This is a genomic window from Marinobacter sp. ANT_B65 (genome assembly GCF_002407605.1).
In the GTDB taxonomy this organism is placed as follows: domain Bacteria; phylum Pseudomonadota; class Gammaproteobacteria; order Pseudomonadales; family Oleiphilaceae; genus Marinobacter.
The window spans coordinates 1531358-1551004 of the sequence record NZ_NXGV01000001.1 but is presented as its reverse complement, the minus strand read 5'-3'; the positions used below and the strand labels follow the sequence as shown (position 1 = coordinate 1551004).

The window sequence follows — 19647 nt, the reverse complement described above, 5'->3', positions numbered from 1 at the left end:
ATGGGGCGCCTTGCACGGAGTTTAAAGCCTGAAGATCAAAAGAAGCCACGCTGATCGACATTGCTGAGGTCGACGGTGCAGATTTTACTAAAAGGAATTATCAGAAAGAGGGGTTAAGCTTTGATCAGAAGGAAAAATGGCGGTGGGCCAGGGATTCGAACCCCGGGAAGGCTACAAACCTTCGGCGGTTTTCAAGACCGCTGCATTCGGCCACTCTGCCAGCCCACCGTTTTTCCATTGCTGCCAAGCGACAGCGGTGTGCATGATACCGGAATTGCCTGTGCTGTCAACGCCCTGGAAAGAACACACAGCATTTTTTTTACATTAACGGCTTTTAATGGAATCTGACGGAGACTTTCGTGTCGTAAATGATTGAAAGTTGAGAATATGACATTATTATGGATACTAATTCCAAGTGATTGGCGTTTATCAGGCTCGATGCCTGACGCCAGTAACCACACAAGCTGGATTAAACCGGAGATCAGAATGCAAAACAGACAGTACAATGTTCAGCAGAACCGCAACGGCATGATTGCCCGTGGGTCCGCTACCGCACCAATAAGTGCGTCGGCTACCAAGGTTTTGCGTAACACTTATACACTGCTTGCAATGACGCTGATATTCAGTGCTGTCATGGCTGGTGTATCCATGTCCATCGGTCTGGGCCAGGGCGCCAGCCTTATCTGCAGCCTCGGTGCCCTTGCCTTGATCTGGCTGGTCCTGCCACGTACGGCCAACAGTTCTGCCGGTATCGCAGTTGTTTTTGCGTTCACTGGCCTGCTTGGTCTGTCCCTTGGGCCAATTCTGATGTACTACCTGCAATTCGCTAACGGCGGACAGATCATTATGCAGGCGCTGGGTGGAACTGGCCTGGTATTTTTCGCTCTGTCTGGCTATGTGCTGACCACCAAGAAAGACTTCAGCTTCATGCGTGGCATGCTGGTTGCCGGTCTGGTGGTCGTGCTGGTTGCAGCCCTGGGCACCATGGTTGCAGGAATGTTCGGCATAGAGGTTACTGCAATCAGCCTCGCTATAAGTGCAGCGATCGTGTTCCTGATGTCGGGTTTCATTCTGTATGACACCAGCCGTATCGTTAACGGTGGTGAAACCAACTACATCATGGCCACAACCGGCCTGTATCTGAATATTTACAACCTGTTTGTGAGCCTGCTTCACCTGATCGGTGCCTTCTCCGGCCAGGATTAATATCAGCCGCGCATCGCGCGCCTGGTAGTCTGCAAAAACCCCGGCCTTTGCCGGGTTTTTTGCTATTGATAAACTGACTGACAGGTACACTGACTTTATCCCGGCTCAGAGCTTCAACCATATGAATGATGCCATTCCTTTGCAAAACTACACGCTGGTTATCACAGGAGCACCCTACTCCTCTCAGGCTCCGCAAACAGCCTTATCATTCGCCCGGGCGGCAATTGCCGCAGGCCATACAGTTGACCGGGTATTTCTCTACGGTGACGGAGTTCACCTCGCCTCAGCACTCTCAGCACCACCTTCAGATGAGACCCACTGGCCTGATGAATGGGCAGGCTTCCTCAAGGAATACACCATCCCAGGAGTCGTCTGTATTGCCTCGGCGTTGAGACGAGGATTGATAAACGAAAAAGAACAAAAGCGTTACAAACTGCCAGCCAGCAATCTTCTGGAGCCATTTATAATTGCCGGGCTTGGTGAGTGGGTGGAAGGCACGATGGCATCGTCCCGTGTTCTCTATTTCCATGCAGGAGGTTAAGAGTGGGCACATTAATCGTTATTGACCAGTCTCCCTACGGAACCTGGGCGGGGCGAGAAGCCCTGGATATGGCTTTTTCCCTGGCGGCTTTTGACCAGAAAGTATCCCTGTTGTTTACGGGAGCTGGCGTCAACTGGCTGCGCAGGCATCAGGAAACCGGAGAAGTCGAACAAAAGTCCGTAGAAAAGAACCTTTCTGCAGCGCCTGTTTTCGGCGTAGAAACAATCTACGCCGACGCATCATCCTGCGCCCGTTTCGGGCTTAAGTCGGAAAATATGATTGCAGGTGTCGCATTGTCTGAAAACAGCTCTGAACTGCTGCACCAGCACTCACACACTACCTTTGCCGGCTGATTCCCATACAGAGTCCAACAGAGAGCCAGAATACGTTATGACATCTCTTCATACGCTCCACATTCTGAACAAAACACCCGGACATCCGCGCTCTGCAGCCTGTATGGAAGCACTCAGGCCCGGAGACGCGCTATTGCTAACGGAGAATGCGGTACTGGCTCTTGCCACTTCAGGTTGTCGTGGTATAAACATTCCCGTTTATGCGCTGATGCCGGATGTGAAGGCTCGCGGCCTTGAGCAGAATGCCGGTGAGGCTGCCCTGGTGAGCTACCCTGACATGGTCGACCTGACGGCGCGAGCCCAACACATAATCAGCTGGTGACCCATGACAGACTCCGTAATGCCCGACAGGAACAATGAAGGTTTTCTTGAAGACGCCAGTCAGTGGACACCGGAAGTTGCCGCAATAATTGCCGCAGACGACCAGATAGTGCTTGGCGAAAAGCACTGGGAAATCATTGAGTTTCTGCGTTTATTTTACAAAGAACATGAAATGTCGCCGCCTTCCAACCGATTGTTCGTTAAATCGGTGAAGGAGGCTTTTGGTGATGAGCGGGGAAACAGCATTTATCTCATGCAGCTATTCCCCGGCACTCCGGCAAAAACGGCCTGCCGGATTGCAGGCCTGCCGAGGCCGACAAACTGCCTTTAGCAGTTTACCCGACAGACCTCAAAGCCCTTACTGATAGTATGCGTTTTCAGTCTTGGTGTGATCTGTAACGTCGCGAACCGCCGTGATTTCAGGTACCCGCTCCTTAAGTGTCGACTCAACGCCCTGCTTGAGCGTAAGACTGACTGCAGAGCAACCCTGGCAGCCACCGCCAAATCGCATGACAGCAACAGATCCATCAACGATTTCAACCAGTGAAACCTCCCCACCGTGTGCCGCAAGACCAGGGTTGATTTCCGAAGCCAGAACATAATTTACACGATCAGGCAGCGGAGCATTTTCATCAACGTTAGGAACTTTGGCGTTCGGAGCCTTGATGGTTAACTGCCCTCCCATCTGATCCTTGGAGTAGTCCACGTAGGCTTCTTCAAGAAAGGGAACGGAGTTATGATCCAGGTACAAAGTGAACTTTTCCAGATCAACCTGCTCATCCGTAGGTACAATTTCATTTGGCGGGCAGTAAGCCAAGCAGGTTTCAGCATTTTTGGTGCCTGGCTGGGTTACGAAAATTCGTACACCCATGCCTTCCACGTCCTGCTTCTCAATAAGTTGTGCAAGATAATCCCGTGCGGGATCTGTCACAGTAACCAGTGCCATGTTTTTTAAACCCGTTGAATGTTTGCATTCATTTTAAGGCAGTTCGCAGCAACATGAAAGACCGAGTAAAATAGTTGGTCTTTAATCGGGTAATGACTTTCCCCTATCAAATGCTCAGCAATCAGCATTTGATACAGGAACAGAATAACTGCGAACGAAACTACGACTGGCACCGCCATTTTGCTATGATCGCGCGCCAAAGACACGAATAACCCGTTAATACCGCCATCCGGAATGCTGACTATGACCGATCGCAACACTCGCCTGAAACAACTTCACAAAGCCCTGCAGGAACGCATTGTGATTCTGGATGGCGGTATGGGAACCATGATCCAGAACCAGAAACTGGACGAACAAGCGTTCCGTGGCGACCGTTTTGCGGATTATGACCAGGAGGTTCAGGGCAACAACGACCTGTTGAACCTTACCCAGCCAGCTCTTCTCCGGAATATCCACGCAGAGTATCTGGATGCCGGTGCAGATATTATTGAAACCAACACCTTCAATTCAACCCGTGTATCTCAGGCCGATTATGGCCTGGAAGAAATTGCCAAAGAGTTGAATGTCGCTGCTGCAAAGCTGGCGCGACAGATAGCGGACGAATTTACCAGAAAGAACCCGGACAAGCCCCGGTTTGTTGCCGGTGCGGTGGGCCCCACATCGCGCACAGCATCCCTCTCCCCGGATGTTAACAACCCCGGTTTCCGTAACGTCGACTTTCAGACCCTGGTAGACAATTATTACGAAGCTGTTGCCGGTCTGGTTGAAGGTGGCTGCGACCTTATTCTTATCGAAACCATCTTCGACACCCTTAACGCCAAGGCTGCAATTTACGCCACGCAACAGTATTTTGAAGACAGCGGTACTGAACTGCCCATAATGATTTCCGGCACCATAACCGATGCCTCTGGCCGCACCTTGTCCGGCCAGACTACCGAGGCCTTCTGGAACTCAATCGCCCACTCCCGCCCCATTTCTGTCGGCCTGAACTGTGCCCTGGGTGCAGATGCGCTACGCCCTTATGTAGAAGAACTGTCTGCCAAAGCCGAAACTTATGTCAGCGCTCACCCCAACGCCGGTCTGCCTAACGAATTCGGAGAGTACGACCAGACGCCAGAAGAAATGGCGGAAATCATCGAAGGATTCGCCCGGGACGGGTTCCTTAACATTATCGGCGGGTGCTGTGGCTCTCGCCCTGAGCATATCGAAGCAATAGCTAAGGCTGTAGGCAAATACCCGCCACGCAGGATTCCTGAGCGCCCGGAAGCTTTGAGACTTGCAGGCCTGGAGCCGTTTACCGGTGATGAAAACACCCTGTTCATCAACGTTGGTGAACGTACCAACGTTACCGGTTCCAAGCGTTTTCTGAGACTGATCAAAGAAGAGCAGTACGAAGAAGCCCTGAGTGTGGCCCGGGATCAGGTAGAAAACGGGGCCCAGATTATTGATATCAATATGGATGAGGGCATGCTGGATTCGAAGGAGGTAATGGTTACCTTCCTGAACCTGGTAGCCTCTGAGCCGGACATTTCCCGCGTGCCCATCATGATTGACTCCTCAAAATGGGAAGTTATAGAGGCTGGGCTGCGCTGCATTCAGGGCAAAGCGGTGGTGAACTCCATCAGCCTGAAAGAAGGCGAAGATGCATTCATTAAACGCGCCCGTGATTGTATGCGCTACGGTGCCGCCGTTGTGGTTATGGCTTTCGATGAGCAGGGACAGGCCGATACCTACGAGCGCAAAACCGAAATCTGTAAACGCTCATACGAGGTTCTGGCCAGTATCGGCTTTAACCCGAGCGATATTATTTTTGATCCAAATATCTTCGCCATCGCAACTGGTATTGAAGAACACAATAACTATGCGGTGGACTTTATAAACGCCACCCGCTGGATCCGGAAGAACCTGCCCCATGCGTCGATCTCCGGCGGCGTCAGCAACGTATCCTTTTCCTTCCGCGGAAATGACGTGGTACGTGAAGCCATTCACTCAGTGTTCCTGTATCACGCCATCAAGGCCGGCATGAACATGGGCATCGTAAACCCGGGACAACTGGTAATTTACGATGAAATTGAACCTGAACTGAAGGAACTGGTTGAAGACGTTGTGCTCAATCGCCGGGATGACTCCACGGACCGCCTCCTGGAAATTGCTGAACGCTACAAAGGCAAAGGCGGCAAAACCCAGGAAGAGGATCTGGCCTGGCGCGGGTGGCCGGTTATAAAACGGCTGGAGCACTCTCTGGTAAAAGGTATCACCAACTTCATCATTGAAGACACTGAAGAGTGCCGACAGCAGGCAGAGCGCCCTATTCACGTGATTGAAGGCCCGCTCATGGACGGCATGAACGTCGTTGGGGACCTGTTTAGTGATGGCAAAATGTTTCTGCCCCAGGTGGTCAAAAGCGCCCGCGTAATGAAGCAGGCTGTGGCACACCTTATTCCCTATATCGAGGCTGAGAAGTCCGGAGACCAGCAGGCCAAAGGTAAAATCCTGATGGCGACGGTAAAAGGTGACGTGCACGATATCGGCAAGAATATTGTGGGAGTTGTGTTGCAGTGTAACAACTACGAGGTTATTGACCTCGGCGTAATGGTGCCCTGTGACAAAATCCTGGCGGCTGCCAAAGAACACAATGTAGACATTATCGGCCTGAGCGGTCTCATTACACCATCACTCGATGAAATGGTGCATGTGGCCAGGGAGATGCAGCGCCTCGACTTCCACCTGCCGGTGATGATTGGCGGTGCAACTACGTCCAAGGCACATACTGCGGTAAAAATTGAACCTCATTACAAAAACGATATTGCGCTCTACGTATCGGATGCATCCCGTTGCGTTAACGTCGCCTCACAACTGTTGAGCAAAACGGCCAAACCAAAAGTTGTGGACGCTGCGCGCAAAGAATATGACAACATCCGGGAGCGCAGAAAACAGCGTGGTGATCGCACCAAGCTCGTGAGCCTGAAACAGGCCCGGGCCCGAGCACCGGAAATCAACTTTGAAAATTACGTTCCGCCCCGGCCTGCTTTCACCGGTACCCGGCTGTTTGAAGAATATGATCTTAACGAACTGGTACCTTACATAGACTGGACGCCGTTTTTCATCTCCTGGGATGTGGCCGGCAAATACCCGCAGGTATTTGATGACCCCAAACGTGGAGAAGCAGCCCGCAGCCTGTTTGATGATGCCCAGATCATACTTCGCAAAATGATCGACGAAAAGCGTGTAAGTGCTTCAGGAATAATCGGTTTCTGGCCAGCAAACCGCCGCGGAGACGACATTGTTGTATACACAGACGAAACCCGCACAGAAGAACTGACCACCCTGCACCACTTGCGCCAGCAGGATGAAAAAGCCCCGGGCAAAGCAATGATGGCACTATCCGACTTTGTAGCAGAAGAAGGCTCAGAACATTGTGACTATATTGGCGGCTTTGCTGTAACCACCGGTATCGGTGCAGAAGAAATGTCGCTTGAATATAAAGATGCTAACGACGACTACAACGCAATCATGGTGAAAGCTCTGGCCGATCGCCTGGCAGAGGCCTTTGCCGAGCGAATGCACGAACGGGTGCGGACAGAATTCTGGAGCTATGATCCAGGTGAGCAACTGGAGAGCGAAGATCTGATAAAGGAACGCTATCGCGGCATTCGCCCTGCCCCTGGCTATCCGGCGTGCCCCGACCACACGGAGAAAGCCACTCTGTTCCAGTTGCTTGATGCTACAGAAAAAACAGGTATTGAACTGACAGAGCACTTTGCCATGTTCCCAACAGCGGCAGTTTCTGGCTGGTATTTCTCCCACCCGGATTCAAAATTTTTCTCGGTAGGTAAAATTGGCGTAGATCAGGTTGAAGACTATGCTGAGCGTAAAGGCCTTTCCAAAGCGGAAGCAGAGCGATGGCTCGCACCCAGCCTCGCGTATGATCCGGACGAGTAAAGGCCTGCCTTACACGCAAACAGGACCGGCTTTATGGCAGATACATCTGGAACCAAAAAAAACAACAAAACTCAGGGCCCCGGAGTTTTCAAAGTACTACAGAGCGTCGCAGCAGGCGCTCTGGGAGTTCAGTCCAACAAACGCCACGAGGAAGATTTTTCAGGCCACAGCCCATGGCCGTATATTGTTGGAGGGCTGCTGTTCACGGCCATATTTGTCGGCACCCTGATTGTTGTTGTACGGGTCGTACTATCCGGCCACTAGGCTTATTGCCCGGAAACCCACACTACAGCGAATAGAACGACAAGTGTCACAAGCATTACTGCGGCTATGGCATCTACCTGGCCGTCAGGGCGCATCAGTTTTTTCATTACCTGCTCCTTGTCCGGATACTCCGAGGGTTCCGGATTTATTGTTTGAATTTCAGACAGAAACCAGAAATTGCGGTCTTTTCCCCCTTCAGTAAAGCAGTAAATTGATATTCGTCCAGCCTGAGATACATTGCCTTATCGCATTAATCGATAAACATATCTTGAAATAATCGTTTCTAGAATAAAAACCCGCTGGTATCCTTCGTTTCAGATATAAGGCCCCGGTTTTCGGGCGCACTTGATAGCTCTCCAATTCAAACTATCCGGTGCACGCCTTCACGACATTTTATCCAGGAATTCTTATGTACGTTTACGACGATCACGATCGGCAAATGGCAGCCGAACGGGTTGCACAATTTCGGGACCAGACTGCGCGGGCACTCTCCGGAGAATTAACCGAGGATGAGTTTCTTCCTTTACGCCTTCAGAATGGACTTTACGTTCAGCGGCTTGCTCCTATGCTCCGCATCTGCGTGCCTTACGGCATGCTGCGCTCAGCCCAGCTGCGTCGTCTGGCGCGGGTTACGCGGGATTACGATAAGGGCTATGCACATTTCACTACGCGTCAGAATGTGCAGCTCAACTGGCCTGCCCTGGAAGATGTACCTGACATTCTGGCCGAGCTGGCCGAAGTAGAAATGCACGCAAACCAGACCAGCGGGAACTGCATCAGAAACACCACAACGGATCAGTTTGCCGGTGTTCAGTCGGATGAATTGGTAGACCCCCGCCCCTACTGTGAAATCATCCGGCAGTGGTCTACCTTTCATCCGGAATTTGCATTTCTGCCGAGAAAATTCAAGGTTGCAGTAAACGCATCCGAGAAGACCGACAGGGCCGCCATCCAGGTACACGACATAGGCCTTCAGATCATACGCAATGAAGCTGGTGAACTTGGCTTTCGGGTGCATGTGGGCGGCGGGCTTGGACGTACACCAATGGTCGCTCCTGTTATACGTGAATTTCTTCCGGAGCTTGACCTGCTGACCTACCTGGAAGCCGTTCTTAGGGTTTACAACCGCTATGGACGCCGTGACAACAAGTTCAAGGCGCGAATCAAGATTCTTGTAAAGGCGCTGACCCCGGAAGCCTTTGCAGAGAAAGTCGAAGCTGAGTGGGCTCATATCAAGGATTCACCGACCCGACTGACTCCTGAGGCGATTGATCATATCCAGAGCTACTTCACCGAACCTGCTTATGCCAAGGTGGATAATGCGACGGAGCTGCTTGCACAACAACGCTTCGTAAACCGGGAGTTTGATCAGTGGTTACAGAACAACGTGGACACCCATAAAATGTCCGGGTACGCCATTGTAACCTTGACCATGAAGAAGACCGGTGTACCTCCGGGAGATGTCACCGACAAGCAGCTTGAACAGATCGCAGATCTGGCTGATGAGTACAGTTTTGGAGAAGTGCGGGTAACGCACCACCAAAACGTTGTACTGGCAGATGTTCGCCAGGACCGCCTGTTTGAACTCTGGCAACAGCTTGGCCCCATGGGCTTTGGAACTCCTAACCTTAATACCTTAACAGACATCATCTGCTGCCCTGGTGGTGACTTCTGCGCGCTGGCCAATGCCAAATCGATACCGGTTGCTGAAGCTATCCAGCGACGCTTTGACGATCTGGACTTTCTCTATGATCTCGGCAACATCAACCTCAACATATCCGGCTGCATGAATGCCTGCGGTCATCACCATGTCGGCAGCATTGGCGTTCTGGGCGTAGACAAAAAAGGCCAGGAGTTCTACCAGGTAAGCCTTGGGGGCTCATCCCAACACGATGCTTCAATCGGTAAAATTCTGGGGCCATCCTTTGCCCGGGATGAAATGCCGAACGTGATCTCAAAGATCATCGATGTCTACGTTAACAAGCGCACGGATGAGGAGTCATTCCTCGACACCTATCGCCGTGTCGGAATTGATCCTTTCAAGGAGCGGGTATATGCCTGATATTATCTTTCACGATGGCAGCATCCGTCAGGATCAGTGGTTTGTGGTTCCACGTCCTGAAAATGGCGAACCGCTGATCATCCCGGAGCAGGAACGCACACTGATTCCGGTTGACCTCTGGATTGAAAACCGGGAGCAGTTAGCTGGCAAAAAAGATATTGGTGTGTGGTTTGACAGCCATGATGAGCCGGAAATTCTGGCTGATCATGTTAATGAACTGCCATTGATAGCGGTTAACTTTCCCAAGTTCAGCGACGGTCGCGGATACAGCATTGCCCGCCTGTTACGAGAGCGTTTCGGCTATAAAAACGAGTTGCGGGCGATTGGCGACGTACTGCTGGATCAGCTTCAGTTTATGAAACGCTGTGGCTTTGATACCTACGAACTGCGCCCCGATAAGGATATCCGCAAAGCAGCACAGTCCCTGAACTTCTTCAGCCAGGGATATCAGGCTGCTACGGATACGGACTTGCCTTTGTTCCGGCGCAGGGCATCCTAGGTTTCTGCCCTGCTTCAGATGGCCTGAACTTCAGCGGTTCAGGCCTTATGATCCAAAACAATTTTCCCGGCTGACTCTCCTTTCAGAAACGCACTCAGAGCATCGTCAAGATCTGTCCGCCCAATCCGTTTCGCAGAAGCTTCAATTGTCGGACATTTCCAGTCTTCCGCAAACTTTTTCCAGACAGCCTCTTTATCGGCCAGTGGAATTTCAACGGAGTCCACGCCCAGCAGGTTTACACCTCTGAGAATAAACGGAAGAACCGTGGTCTGAAGCTGGGGGCCAGCGACCAGCCCACAACAGGATACTGATCCACCAGGCTTGATCTGTTTCAGCAGCTCAGCCAGAGGTGATCCGCCAACAGTGTCCACAGCATTAGCGAATTCTGGTCTGAGCATTGGCTTCTTGTTGTCCGCCAGCACGTCGCGCCCAACAACCTCTGTAGCACCCAGTTTTTTCAGGCTTTCTGCATGGTCGGCTTTGCCACTGATCGCCACAACATCGAAACCCAGTTTTGCAAGCAGCTCAACGGCCACGCTGCCAACTGCGCCTGAAGCTCCGGAAACAGCCACCCGGCCCTGCTCTGGCCCGGCACCCATCCTGAGGAGTTTCTGTACGCACAAGCCGGCTGTGAGGCCGGCTGTGCCGTAGATCATGGCTGTTTCCGCTTCCCAGCCTGCCGGCATGGGCACGCACCAGGCAGATGGAACGCGTATATACTCACCAAAACCGCCATCGGTGTTCATGCCCAGGTCGTAGCCAGTCACGATAACCTTGCTTCCAGCTGCGGGAGCTCCAGTTGCGGATTCGATAACTTCACCGGCGGCATCAATACCCGGCGTATGGGGGAAGGAACGGGTTACACCTTTGTTGCCCGAAGCCGAGAGTGCGTCCTTGTAGTTCAGAGAGGAGTGGCTGACCTTTATCAACACCTCTCCTTCAGGAAGATCCTTGATTCCAAGGACCTGCTCGGAACCATAATAACTACCATCCTGCTCGGCTACGCGCCAGGCTTTAAACTGGGTGTCGTTCATGATGTTTCCCCGTTTGATACAAGCTACTGAATCTTCTGATTACGAAAGCTGCTCAGAACCTTCCATAATGTATGCTCAAGTGCCGCACTGGTTGCCAGCCCGAGTTTCTCTGGCAGGGTTCGTTTTTTCTCGAATGAAACCGAGACTACATCCGCCCTGTCACAAGCCTCAATCAGATACTCGTCTGAGGTCTTAATCTCATCAATCAGATTTACGTCAAGAGCCCGACGGCCAAACCATATGTCACCGGTAGCAACAGCAGCTATATCCAGACCGGGCCGCCGTTCGCTGACGTAATCCTTGAACAGATCATGAGTATCTTCGAGATCTTCAAGAAATTTCTGACGGCCCTTATCAGTGTTTTCACCAAAGATGGTCATAGTTCGCTTGTGTTCACCTGCGGTCAGCACTTCAAAATCCACGTTGTTTTTCTTGAGTAACCGGTGAAAATTAGGTAGTTGAGCTACCACCCCAATAGAACCAAGTATGGCGAACGGCGATGCAATAATCCGGTCCGCCACACATGCCATCATATAACCACCGCTTGCAGCTACCTTGTCGACACACGCCGTCAGACGAATCCCTTTGCTGCGGATTCTGTCAAGCTGCGCCGCTGCCAGTCCATAGGAGTGAACCAAACCGCCGCCGCTTTCCAGCCGGATCACCACTTCATCTTTCTCAGGATCCGCAACGCTTAATACTGCAGATATAGCACGGCGCAGCGGATCAGTTTCACTGGCTTTAATATCGCCGTCGAAATCCAGAACGTAGATTCGTGCAGGAGCCTCGTCCACAGCATCAGAATCAGCGCTTTTGGCTTTTTCCGCCTTCTTCTCGGCTTTATCTTTTTTCTTCCTGGCTTTGCTCCAGGCTTTCCGCTCATGCTCTGACATCAGCCTTGCCTGAATCGACTCACGCAGGTTGCGATATTTTTCATTGAGCTTGCGAATCTGCAGTTCACCGTCATCGTCGTGACCGGCTCTGTCCTTATGGGTAGCAGAGACAATAATGGACACAACAACTATCGCTGCAATAACAAATGTGACCACTTTGGCCAAAAATAAACCGTATTCAGTCAGAAACTCCAAATCCCTTCTCCAGCCAGTTTTCAATCACGAGAGTGTAACTTACCGAAACTCTGCTGATAAGCAGAGCATAAAAATTAAAACAAGCGTTCGATCGAGCTTGACAGCCATTAAATCTCACCATAAAGTCGAATGGCGAAGTCGGCTCTACCCGGCTGCCGCCGAGGCTTGCAAGGCCTGGCATATAAAGCCGCTATCATGACAAGACAACTATCAAAAAGGGTAAAATAATGTCTGTAGATCAAATCTTTCAAAAACTTGAGCAGAACTTCAACGCAGACGCAGCTCAGGGCCTGGACCTGGTGTTCCAGTTCGATATCGAAGATGACAAGACCCACCATCTGGCCATCAAAGACGGTACATGCAACCTGCATGAAGGCCCTCACGAAGACCCTTCCGTTACGCTGATCATGAACTCCGAAACCCTGCAGGGTATTGTATCCGGTGAAACAGATGGCATGCAGGCATTTATGGCCGGTCAACTTCGCGCTGAAGGCGACATGATGCTGGCTACCAAGCTGGGTGAACTGTTCAATATGGGTTGAATGACACCTGTAGCGATCATAAAAAACCCGCGCTTTGCGCGGGTTTTTTTATATCTGCAGTTTTATTCTGATCAGGCCAGCATCACAGGCCAACTTCATCCATGGAGGTTTCCGCCAGTCTTAGCAGATCCAGATTCTTATCCTCGCGCTTGCCAATACTTTCAATATAGTACTCAAGAGATGTCAGTGCATCTGCCAAGGCTTCCAGAATCTGATTCTCCGGAGCTTCGCGGGCGTCAAGCAACCGCTCCTGAATGGAAGCAGCTACACGCTCAAGTACATGGGCTGCACCAGAATCATTCACCATCGTGAGCCCGCCCCAGATACTGTGCAAAGTTGCCGGTAAATTGGCGAGATGGAGCTTGTCATAATCTGACTCAACAAAGGCAGTAATAGCGCGTTTCGCCAGGGTCAGGGCTCCCCGCGCCTCGTCGGCTACAACATAAACCGCTTCCTGGAAATATACAGACTCCTCACGGCTCAGTTCACCGCCCACCAGCGCATCGGTTTCGGCTGTAATGCCGCGATTGACGATCTGCATGACAGCGTCTTCAATACCCAACACTGAATCTGCAAGACGGAAAAGCTCGTCTTCACCAGGCAATCGGGACTCTGCTTCCCATGCTCGCAGCCTTGCGGCTTCTTCGCGGGCAACAGATGCCAGCCGATTGAGGTCCAGCATTACCAACGTATTGCCGAGACGCTCAAGAGCCTCTGCGATGGATGAAAGCTCGGCCAGGTCAGGCTCAATGCCACGCTCGATGATATCGAGTTTGTCTTTAAGCTGATTCAGCTCGTCCTGCAATGCCTCGGTGAGTGATTTCAGTACGTCAGCACCCGGACCGTACAGACGGCGGGCATGGGCTTCCAGAATGGAATCCGGGAACTCGGCCGGAGTCAACCGGAAAGCAGAGAGAACCGCTTTAACTTCCGGGTTACCGGAGCCGCTGCGATACAGAAGATAAATCAGATCACGAATAAGCGAATCCGGAGCATCTTTGGTAGTTGCTACCTTGCCCACGTAAACCAGTTCCCGCGCGTATTTTTCAATTCGCATGAACATGCGCTTGCGGGCCTTGGTGAAAGGCATTGCACGGTCCAACATGGTATCCGCTGTTATCGCGACAAGGCACCACATCTGCCCCATCGGTGCGCCTTGGCACAACCGGGCAAAACCTCGTGCTGAACGGCTTATCAGCTTCTGGCTGACTACGGGATTGCGATCCCGGAGCATACCGAGAAGCGCAACCTGAAAGGTCAGCCTCATTCGCCGGGCAAGGATCTCGTATTCTGCTTCTGCTCCTTCAAAAGCCGGAATCACCAGGCCGCCGCAAAAATCAGGTTTGTCCTTTAAGTCGACTTCAAAAAAGCGGGATTCGGGATAGGGTTTCTCGCGACGCGCTTCGCGAAGTTCGTTAATAACCGGCAGCAAAAGTTCAGGGTGATCTTCCCTTTGCTGATGATAATACTCAACGTAACGCCGCAGGATAAATAGCGCGTTACTCAAGGTAGTAAGCAAGATGTTTTTGTCGTCGTTTGCACCAACAGGGACATCATTTGCCATGATGACAGCTTCCTGGCAGAGCAAAATGCCGCCACGAAGTTCTACCAGAACAAAGATGCCGCGAAGCTGATTCAAAAAGTCCAGACAGTTCTGCAGATCCTCACCGCTCTCACGGTTTTCCTGAAAGCGTTCAAGACTGGATTCTGCCTGCTTGATAGTCTGTTCTATTTCACTTTTGACCAGATCAAACGACTGCGATTTCGTCGCCAGAGACGATTGAACCATAAACGCTTCCTGTTAATCTGCGGAAAGCTTCCGCGCCGTCCAAGTGAAATGTAGCCTGACACAGATGGTGCCACGCCTTTTTATTATAAGCCGGTTTAATCCTTCCGACTAAAGTCCGCAACCAAAAAACTGGCGTACTTATCATTACTTATAACATAGAACTCAAGTACCTCAACAAGGCTGGAATGTAACAATTAGTACATACAGACACAGTTCTCATTCTGCAGCTTCAAGTTTGTTCCAGACGGTTCCACCGGCCTTTTTCTCAAGCGCGGACATAAACGCATCATGAGCCTGAGTCTCAGCCTCAGTCGGTTGGATAACAGCCAGTCGTGGTCGATCTGAGCCCAGCCTTCGCATCCCCCGTGAACCGCCTCCACTATCAGAGTCGGCATCAAGGGACAAAGCAGTTTGCCCACCTGTCAGAAGCAGATAGACATCAGCCAGAATTTCCGCATCCAATAACGCGCCATGAAGCTCCCGGTTACTGTTGTCAACGCCATAGCGCTTGCACAGTGCGTTCAGGTTATTCTTCTGGCCAGGGTGCTTTGCCCGGGCAATCGCAAGGGAATCCACAACACCACAGTAATCAGCAGTTTTTCGCACAGGCTTTATGCGAGCGAACTCTGTATCCATGAAACCTATGTCGAACGCAGCGTTGTGAATAACAAGCTCTGCGCCTTTGATGAATTCAAAAAATTCATCCGCGATTTCAGCGAATTTAGGCTTATCCAGCAGAAACTCGTTAGTGATCCCGTGAACGGTAATCGCTTCCGCTTCAACTTCGCGTTCCGGATTAATATATACGTGGTAGTTGCGACCAGTAAGTTGGCGCTCCATGAGTTCGACACAGCCGATCTCGATAATCCGGTGCCCTTCCGAAGGATCAATACCTGTTGTTTCTGTATCCAGTACAATCTGTCTCATAATTCCCATACCGGTTAGATTCAGGGTGCATTTCAGCCATTCATCAATTCAGCGACGCCCCTGTTGGCAAGCTCATCTGCGAGTTCGTTATCGGGGACGCCCGCGTGGCCTTTAACCCAGTGCCAGTTAACTTCATGGTTTGCGGCCTGCAAATCAAGCTCACGCCACAGGTCATCATTTTTCACCGGCTTTTTTGCCGATGTTCTCCAGCCATTGCGTTTCCACCCGGACAGCCACTCGGTAATACCTTTTCGAACATACTGGGAATCCGTATACAGCTCAACGGCACAACCGCGTTTCAGCGCTTTCAGCCCCTGGATTGCAGCCATCAGCTCCATACGATTGTTAGTGGTGTGAGGTTCCCCGCCATACATGGTTTTACGTGCACCCCCATACCGGAGCACCACACCCCAGCCTCCGGGACCCGGGTTGCCTTTACAGGCTCCATCGGTATACAGAATTACCTTTCCGGACATTAAAACTCCTGATATTGGTATTGGTAAGTGGCTCGTAACGGCCGGTCAGTCTTCAGGCTGATTCAGTTTCTGGGGCGGGCAGCCCCTGGACGCGCTTACAGTTCCAGCCCCTCGTACCCCCAAAACGTTTTTCTGACGCCATGCGGGTCGTCTGGGAACGCGGGCGCTCACCCGTTTTTTTGCAAGAATACAGTAATATGCTCCGACTGGCAGGAGCCCGTTTCCCGTCAGGCGCTCACCAAACTTGCCCGAGGTTCTGCGACCACTGCGCTGAAGAGGCAGACGGAAAAAGCGCGTCACCGATACTTCAACCTGAAAACCGAGCAGCCGCAGCCAGTCTTCCATGCGCCGGCGCAGAAAAAAGCGTCCTCCCCAAGGGCCCGTATGGTGCCTTGACATCACTCTTCGCAGCCCCCAGCTACTTAACGGGTTGAAGCCTACAAGAACGATAGTGCCCTCACCTCTAAGAACCCGGGCGGCCTCCCGGAGCGCCTCGTGGGGGAGCGGCGAGAAGTCGGCAGTATGATGAAGCACCGCCAGATCCATTGAATCACCAGGAAACGGAAGCTCATCCGCATCACACACAACAACCCCATCAGGAATACTGGTAAACCATTTTGGGGTGGTCATTACTTTCTGGGAAAAATCGGTGCCATTGGTTAGCGGAATGCGGTGGCTGACACTTACCTGCAGCTGTCTCGCACCGGTGAGACTGCCAAGCTTATGATGCAGAAAGTGGCGCTGGTCCGCTAACATGGCACGACCAAGAGGCGTCTGAAACCAGTCTTCAAAGCTTGCGTGCCGGGACGCATAATCGATGCACTCAGGTTTCTTCACACTGCCATACTCCCGCTTATCAGAAAGAACCTGTTTAAAAGCCGATGGTCTAGAGGTTGTTGGGACTATGGACTTAATGCTCTATCATATCAGGCACATTTGCCAAGCATATACGGGGACATCCGATGCTCACCATTTCTGCCATCCCTGCATTTAATGACAATTATATCTGGTGCCTTGCAGACACTGACACGGGTAAAGCCCTGATTGTAGACCCCGGGCAGGCTGCGCCGGTAGAAGAATATCTGGCAAAAAACCGGCTGACGCTGGATACCATTCTGGTCACCCACCACCACCCTGATCATGTTGGTGGAATCAAGACACTTGTAAATGACCACCCGGATTGCCGGGTAACAGGACCTGCCGAATCACCTTTCAAAAGTACAACCAGCCGTGTCCATCCCGGTGATGAAGTTGTATGGGAGCATGTCACGTTTCAGGTAATGGGCGTTCCGGGACACACTCTGGACCATATAGCATTCTATACTGATACAGAGATTGCTGGCCGGCCTGCACTGTTTTGCGGCGACACGCTTTTTGTGTGTGGTTGCGGCCGCCTGTTTGAGGGTACGCCGGCACAGATGCTTGAGTCACTGAAATCCATCCGTGCTCTCCCTGAAGCCACAGCAGTGTATTGTGCTCACGAGTATACTTTAGCCAACCTGCGGTTTGCCCGTAACTGGCTACCCGATGACCGCGAACTTGAAGCCTTCGAGCAACAGTGCATTAAGCGCAGAGAAGAAAACAAACCAACTGTTCCCTCAATACTTGGGGATGAGAAAAGACTTAATCCGTTTTTACGCTGGGATGATTCCGCCGTTGTAAACGCCGCAAGAAAGTACTGCAAAGAGAATGGCCTGCCCTCTGACTCAGACACTGCGATTTTTGCAGCTATACGGCACGGTAAAGATAATTTCTGAGCGGTTAACAATTCCTTTCAGCGCCGTAACGAGAGGTTTCTTGACCGCTGGAAACCTGCTCCCATAGAATCGTTTAACTTTTTGCTTGTAACTTATTAAATATGCCGGGCTTTCAGAGATGATCCCCGGCTATAACCCGGAGCTGGACATTGCCTATGTCGGTCAAACGATTGCCCCTGCTGCTATTCATCAGCGCCCTGGCAGGTGGCTGCAGTTTTCTTTCCCCGTCAGCAGATACGGCGCAGAAAAGCCCGCTCGATTCGGACAAAGTTACTCTCGCAGCTGGTGATGAAGGGCTCAAGGAGTCCATAGAAACCGGCGAAGACGCCGATGCCGTTCGCGAAGATCCGCTTGATGACGCCATGGCTCCTGAACTCAGGGAAGCCGCGCGCGAAGCCCGGGAAAAGCTGGACAACCCAGCTCAGAAAACGGCAAATGCCGAAACGGAACAAACCGATATATGGGGTCGCCTCCGTGCGGGCTTTGTTCTTGATCACAACGTCGACAACAAACGTGTCAGAGATCAACTGAGCTGGTATGCAAAACACCCCAATTATATTAACCGTGTAGTCGACCGCGGAAGCCGCTACCTGCATTACATTGTCAGTGAAACAGAGAAACGTGGGCTACCAACCGAATTCGCACTGCTTCCCATCATTGAAAGCGCATTCGACCCATTTGCATATTCCCATGGCCGCGCGGCAGGGCTTTGGCAGTTTATCCCTTCAACAGGAAAATACTTCGGCCTGACTCAGAGCTGGTGGCACGACGAACGCAGGGATGTTATTGCAGCTACAGATGCGGCTCTCACCTATCTTGATCGCTTGTCTAACCGGTTTGGCGGCGATTACACGCTGGCTCTTGCTGCCTACAACAGCGGAGGCGGCACAGTTTCCAGTGCCATGCGACGTAATCGTAAAAGTAACAAGCCTGAAGATTTCTGGTCATTGCAGCTTCCAAAGGAAACACGGTATTACGTACCCAAACTGATTGCCCTGGCGAAGATATTCGACAATCCGGAAGCTTATGGTATCAAGCTACCCGCCCTGGCCGACGAGCCTTATTTTGATGTCGTGGAAACGGGCGGACAACTGGATCTGGCACAGGCCGCCGAGCTGGCTGGCGTTGATATTGATGAAATTTACCTGCTGAATCCGTCCTATAACCGTTGGGCAACCTCACCAGAGGGGCCGCACCGGCTTCTGGTCCCCCATCAGAACGCCGAGACGTTCCGCCTGGCTCTGGCGGAAATCCCACCGGGCAAGCGCGTTTCCTGGCGCAACTATGTGGTCAAGTCCGGCGACAGCCTTATCACCATCTCCCGGAAGTTCTCAACAACACCGGCAGTACTGCAACAGGTGAACAGCCTCAAGGGCGACCTCATCCGTATCGGACAGCGCCTGATGATACCGTCGGCGTCCAAAAACTCCGACACCTATGCACTAAGCGCATCCAAACGGCTTGAGCGAAAGCAGGACAAAAAACGCAATGGGAGCAAACTTCGCCATACTGTCCGTAAGGGCGATACTTTCTGGGACATCGCCCGGGAGCACCGAGTATCTGTCCGGCAGGTTGCCGCCTGGAACGGCATGGCTCCCGGCGACCCCCTGATTCCTGGTAAGGAGCTGGTTATCTGGTCCAACACGGCGCAGCCTGCTCTGGCATCCGCCAGTGGTGCTCGCGGCAAAGCCATGGTTCGTAAAGTGGGGTACAGCGTCCGCAAAGGCGATTCGCTTGCCCGTATTGCCAACAGGTTTTCAGTGAATGTGCGGGATATTGCGAGCTGGAACGATCTGAACACCTCGCGTTATCTCCAACCGGGGCAAAGTCTGGTACTCTACGTCGATATCCGTAACAGCCCCTGAGTACACTAGGTTCACGGGGCAGGATGCCCCGGTGC

19 protein-coding genes and 1 tRNA gene are annotated in these 19647 nt (G+C 51.9%); 12 read left to right on the top strand and 8 right to left on the bottom strand.

Features of this window, described 5'->3' with window-relative positions; genetic code table 11:
* Positions 1–137: 137 nt before the first annotated feature.
* Positions 138–228: transfer RNA gene (locus CPA50_RS07240), tRNA-Ser, on the bottom strand.
* Positions 229–486: 258 nt separating this feature from the next.
* Between CPA50_RS07240 and CPA50_RS07235 the strand changes: the two genes are divergently transcribed.
* The 5 genes from CPA50_RS07235 (at position 487) to CPA50_RS07215 (ending at position 2752) form a co-directional block, all read left to right on the top strand.
* Positions 487–1206 (top strand): Bax inhibitor-1/YccA family protein, encoded by a 720-nt coding sequence (locus CPA50_RS07235; protein WP_096781742.1) that lies wholly within the window; start codon positions 487–489, stop codon positions 1204–1206.
* A gap of 121 nt (positions 1207–1327) precedes the next feature.
* Positions 1328–1747 (top strand): sulfurtransferase complex subunit TusD, encoded by a 420-nt coding sequence (gene tusD, locus CPA50_RS07230; protein WP_096781741.1) that lies wholly within the window; start codon positions 1328–1330, stop codon positions 1745–1747.
* 2 nt (positions 1748–1749) lie between these two features.
* Positions 1750–2100, top strand: a complete 351-nt coding sequence (locus CPA50_RS07225) for a DsrE family protein (RefSeq protein WP_096781740.1) — start codon at positions 1750–1752, stop codon at positions 2098–2100.
* Between the two features lie 37 nt (positions 2101–2137).
* Positions 2138–2422: a sulfurtransferase complex subunit TusB gene (gene tusB / locus CPA50_RS07220; protein ID WP_096781739.1), complete on the top strand. Its 285-nt coding sequence runs from the start codon at positions 2138–2140 to the stop codon at positions 2420–2422.
* A gap of 3 nt (positions 2423–2425) precedes the next feature.
* Positions 2426–2752: a TusE/DsrC/DsvC family sulfur relay protein gene (locus CPA50_RS07215; RefSeq protein ID WP_096781738.1), complete on the top strand. Its 327-nt coding sequence runs from the start codon at positions 2426–2428 to the stop codon at positions 2750–2752.
* A gap of 27 nt (positions 2753–2779) precedes the next feature.
* On the opposite strand, the gene nfuA is transcribed toward CPA50_RS07215, so the two are convergent.
* Positions 2780–3367, bottom strand: coding sequence for a Fe-S biogenesis protein NfuA (nfuA, locus tag CPA50_RS07210; protein WP_096781737.1), 588 nt, complete (start codon positions 3365–3367; stop codon positions 2780–2782).
* A gap of 243 nt (positions 3368–3610) precedes the next feature.
* Here nfuA and metH point away from each other — a divergent pair, with 243 nt between their 5' ends.
* The 4 genes from metH to CPA50_RS07190 all read left to right on the top strand — a co-directional run bounded on the left by metH (position 3611) and on the right by CPA50_RS07190 (position 10134).
* Complete coding sequence (gene metH, locus CPA50_RS07205) at positions 3611–7309, top strand: methionine synthase (protein WP_096781736.1); 3699 nt, start codon at positions 3611–3613, stop codon at positions 7307–7309.
* A gap of 33 nt (positions 7310–7342) precedes the next feature.
* Positions 7343–7573 carry a DUF2970 domain-containing protein gene (locus CPA50_RS07200; RefSeq protein ID WP_096781735.1) on the top strand — a complete coding sequence of 77 codons (231 nt, stop codon included), beginning with the start codon at positions 7343–7345 and terminating at the stop codon, positions 7571–7573.
* Positions 7574–7982: 409 nt separating this feature from the next.
* Positions 7983–9635: a nitrite/sulfite reductase gene (locus CPA50_RS07195; RefSeq protein ID WP_096781734.1), complete on the top strand. Its 1653-nt coding sequence runs from the start codon at positions 7983–7985 to the stop codon at positions 9633–9635.
* The gene (locus tag CPA50_RS07190; RefSeq protein WP_096781733.1) at positions 9628–10134 is read left to right on the top strand and encodes a DUF934 domain-containing protein; all 507 of its coding nucleotides are present in this window, start codon (positions 9628–9630) and stop codon (positions 10132–10134) included. The genes CPA50_RS07195 and CPA50_RS07190 overlap by 8 nt, the downstream gene beginning before the upstream one ends.
* Positions 10135–10172: 38 nt before the next feature.
* Here CPA50_RS07190 and CPA50_RS07185 read toward each other — a convergent pair whose 3' ends face one another.
* Positions 10173–11168 carry a YhdH/YhfP family quinone oxidoreductase gene (locus CPA50_RS07185; protein WP_096781732.1) on the bottom strand — a complete coding sequence of 332 codons (996 nt, stop codon included), beginning with the start codon at positions 11166–11168 and terminating at the stop codon, positions 10173–10175.
* Positions 11169–11191: 23 nt separating this feature from the next.
* Positions 11192–12256, bottom strand: coding sequence for a protease SohB (gene sohB / locus CPA50_RS07180; RefSeq protein WP_096781731.1), 1065 nt, complete (start codon positions 12254–12256; stop codon positions 11192–11194).
* Positions 12257–12483: 227 nt separating this feature from the next.
* On the opposite strand from sohB, the gene CPA50_RS07175 reads away from it, so the two are divergent.
* A complete protein-coding gene (locus CPA50_RS07175) occupies positions 12484–12798 on the top strand; it encodes an SCP2 sterol-binding domain-containing protein (protein ID WP_096781730.1) in 315 nt (104 codons plus the stop codon).
* Positions 12799–12880: 82 nt separating this feature from the next.
* On the opposite strand, the gene CPA50_RS07170 is transcribed toward CPA50_RS07175, so the two are convergent.
* From CPA50_RS07170 to CPA50_RS07155, 4 genes are all read right to left on the bottom strand, one after another.
* Positions 12881–14587 (bottom strand): chemotaxis protein, encoded by a 1707-nt coding sequence (locus tag CPA50_RS07170; protein WP_096781729.1) that lies wholly within the window; start codon positions 14585–14587, stop codon positions 12881–12883.
* 216 nt (positions 14588–14803) lie between these two features.
* Positions 14804–15514, bottom strand: a complete 711-nt coding sequence (gene dnaQ, locus CPA50_RS07165; RefSeq protein ID WP_096781728.1) for a DNA polymerase III subunit epsilon — start codon at positions 15512–15514, stop codon at positions 14804–14806.
* A 32-nt stretch (positions 15515–15546) separates the two neighbouring features.
* Positions 15547–15990: a ribonuclease HI gene (gene rnhA / locus CPA50_RS07160; protein WP_096781727.1), complete on the bottom strand. Its 444-nt coding sequence runs from the start codon at positions 15988–15990 to the stop codon at positions 15547–15549.
* Between the two features lie 45 nt (positions 15991–16035).
* Positions 16036–16827: a class I SAM-dependent methyltransferase gene (locus CPA50_RS07155; protein ID WP_096781726.1), complete on the bottom strand. Its 792-nt coding sequence runs from the start codon at positions 16825–16827 to the stop codon at positions 16036–16038.
* A gap of 125 nt (positions 16828–16952) precedes the next feature.
* Here CPA50_RS07155 and gloB point away from each other — a divergent pair, with 125 nt between their 5' ends.
* The gene (gene gloB / locus CPA50_RS07150) at positions 16953–17747 is read left to right on the top strand and encodes a hydroxyacylglutathione hydrolase (RefSeq protein ID WP_096781725.1); all 795 of its coding nucleotides are present in this window, start codon (positions 16953–16955) and stop codon (positions 17745–17747) included.
* Between the two features lie 155 nt (positions 17748–17902).
* Positions 17903–19612 carry a LysM peptidoglycan-binding domain-containing protein gene (locus tag CPA50_RS07145; RefSeq protein WP_096781724.1) on the top strand — a complete coding sequence of 570 codons (1710 nt, stop codon included), beginning with the start codon at positions 17903–17905 and terminating at the stop codon, positions 19610–19612.
* The last annotated feature ends 35 nt before the right edge of the window (positions 19613–19647 follow it).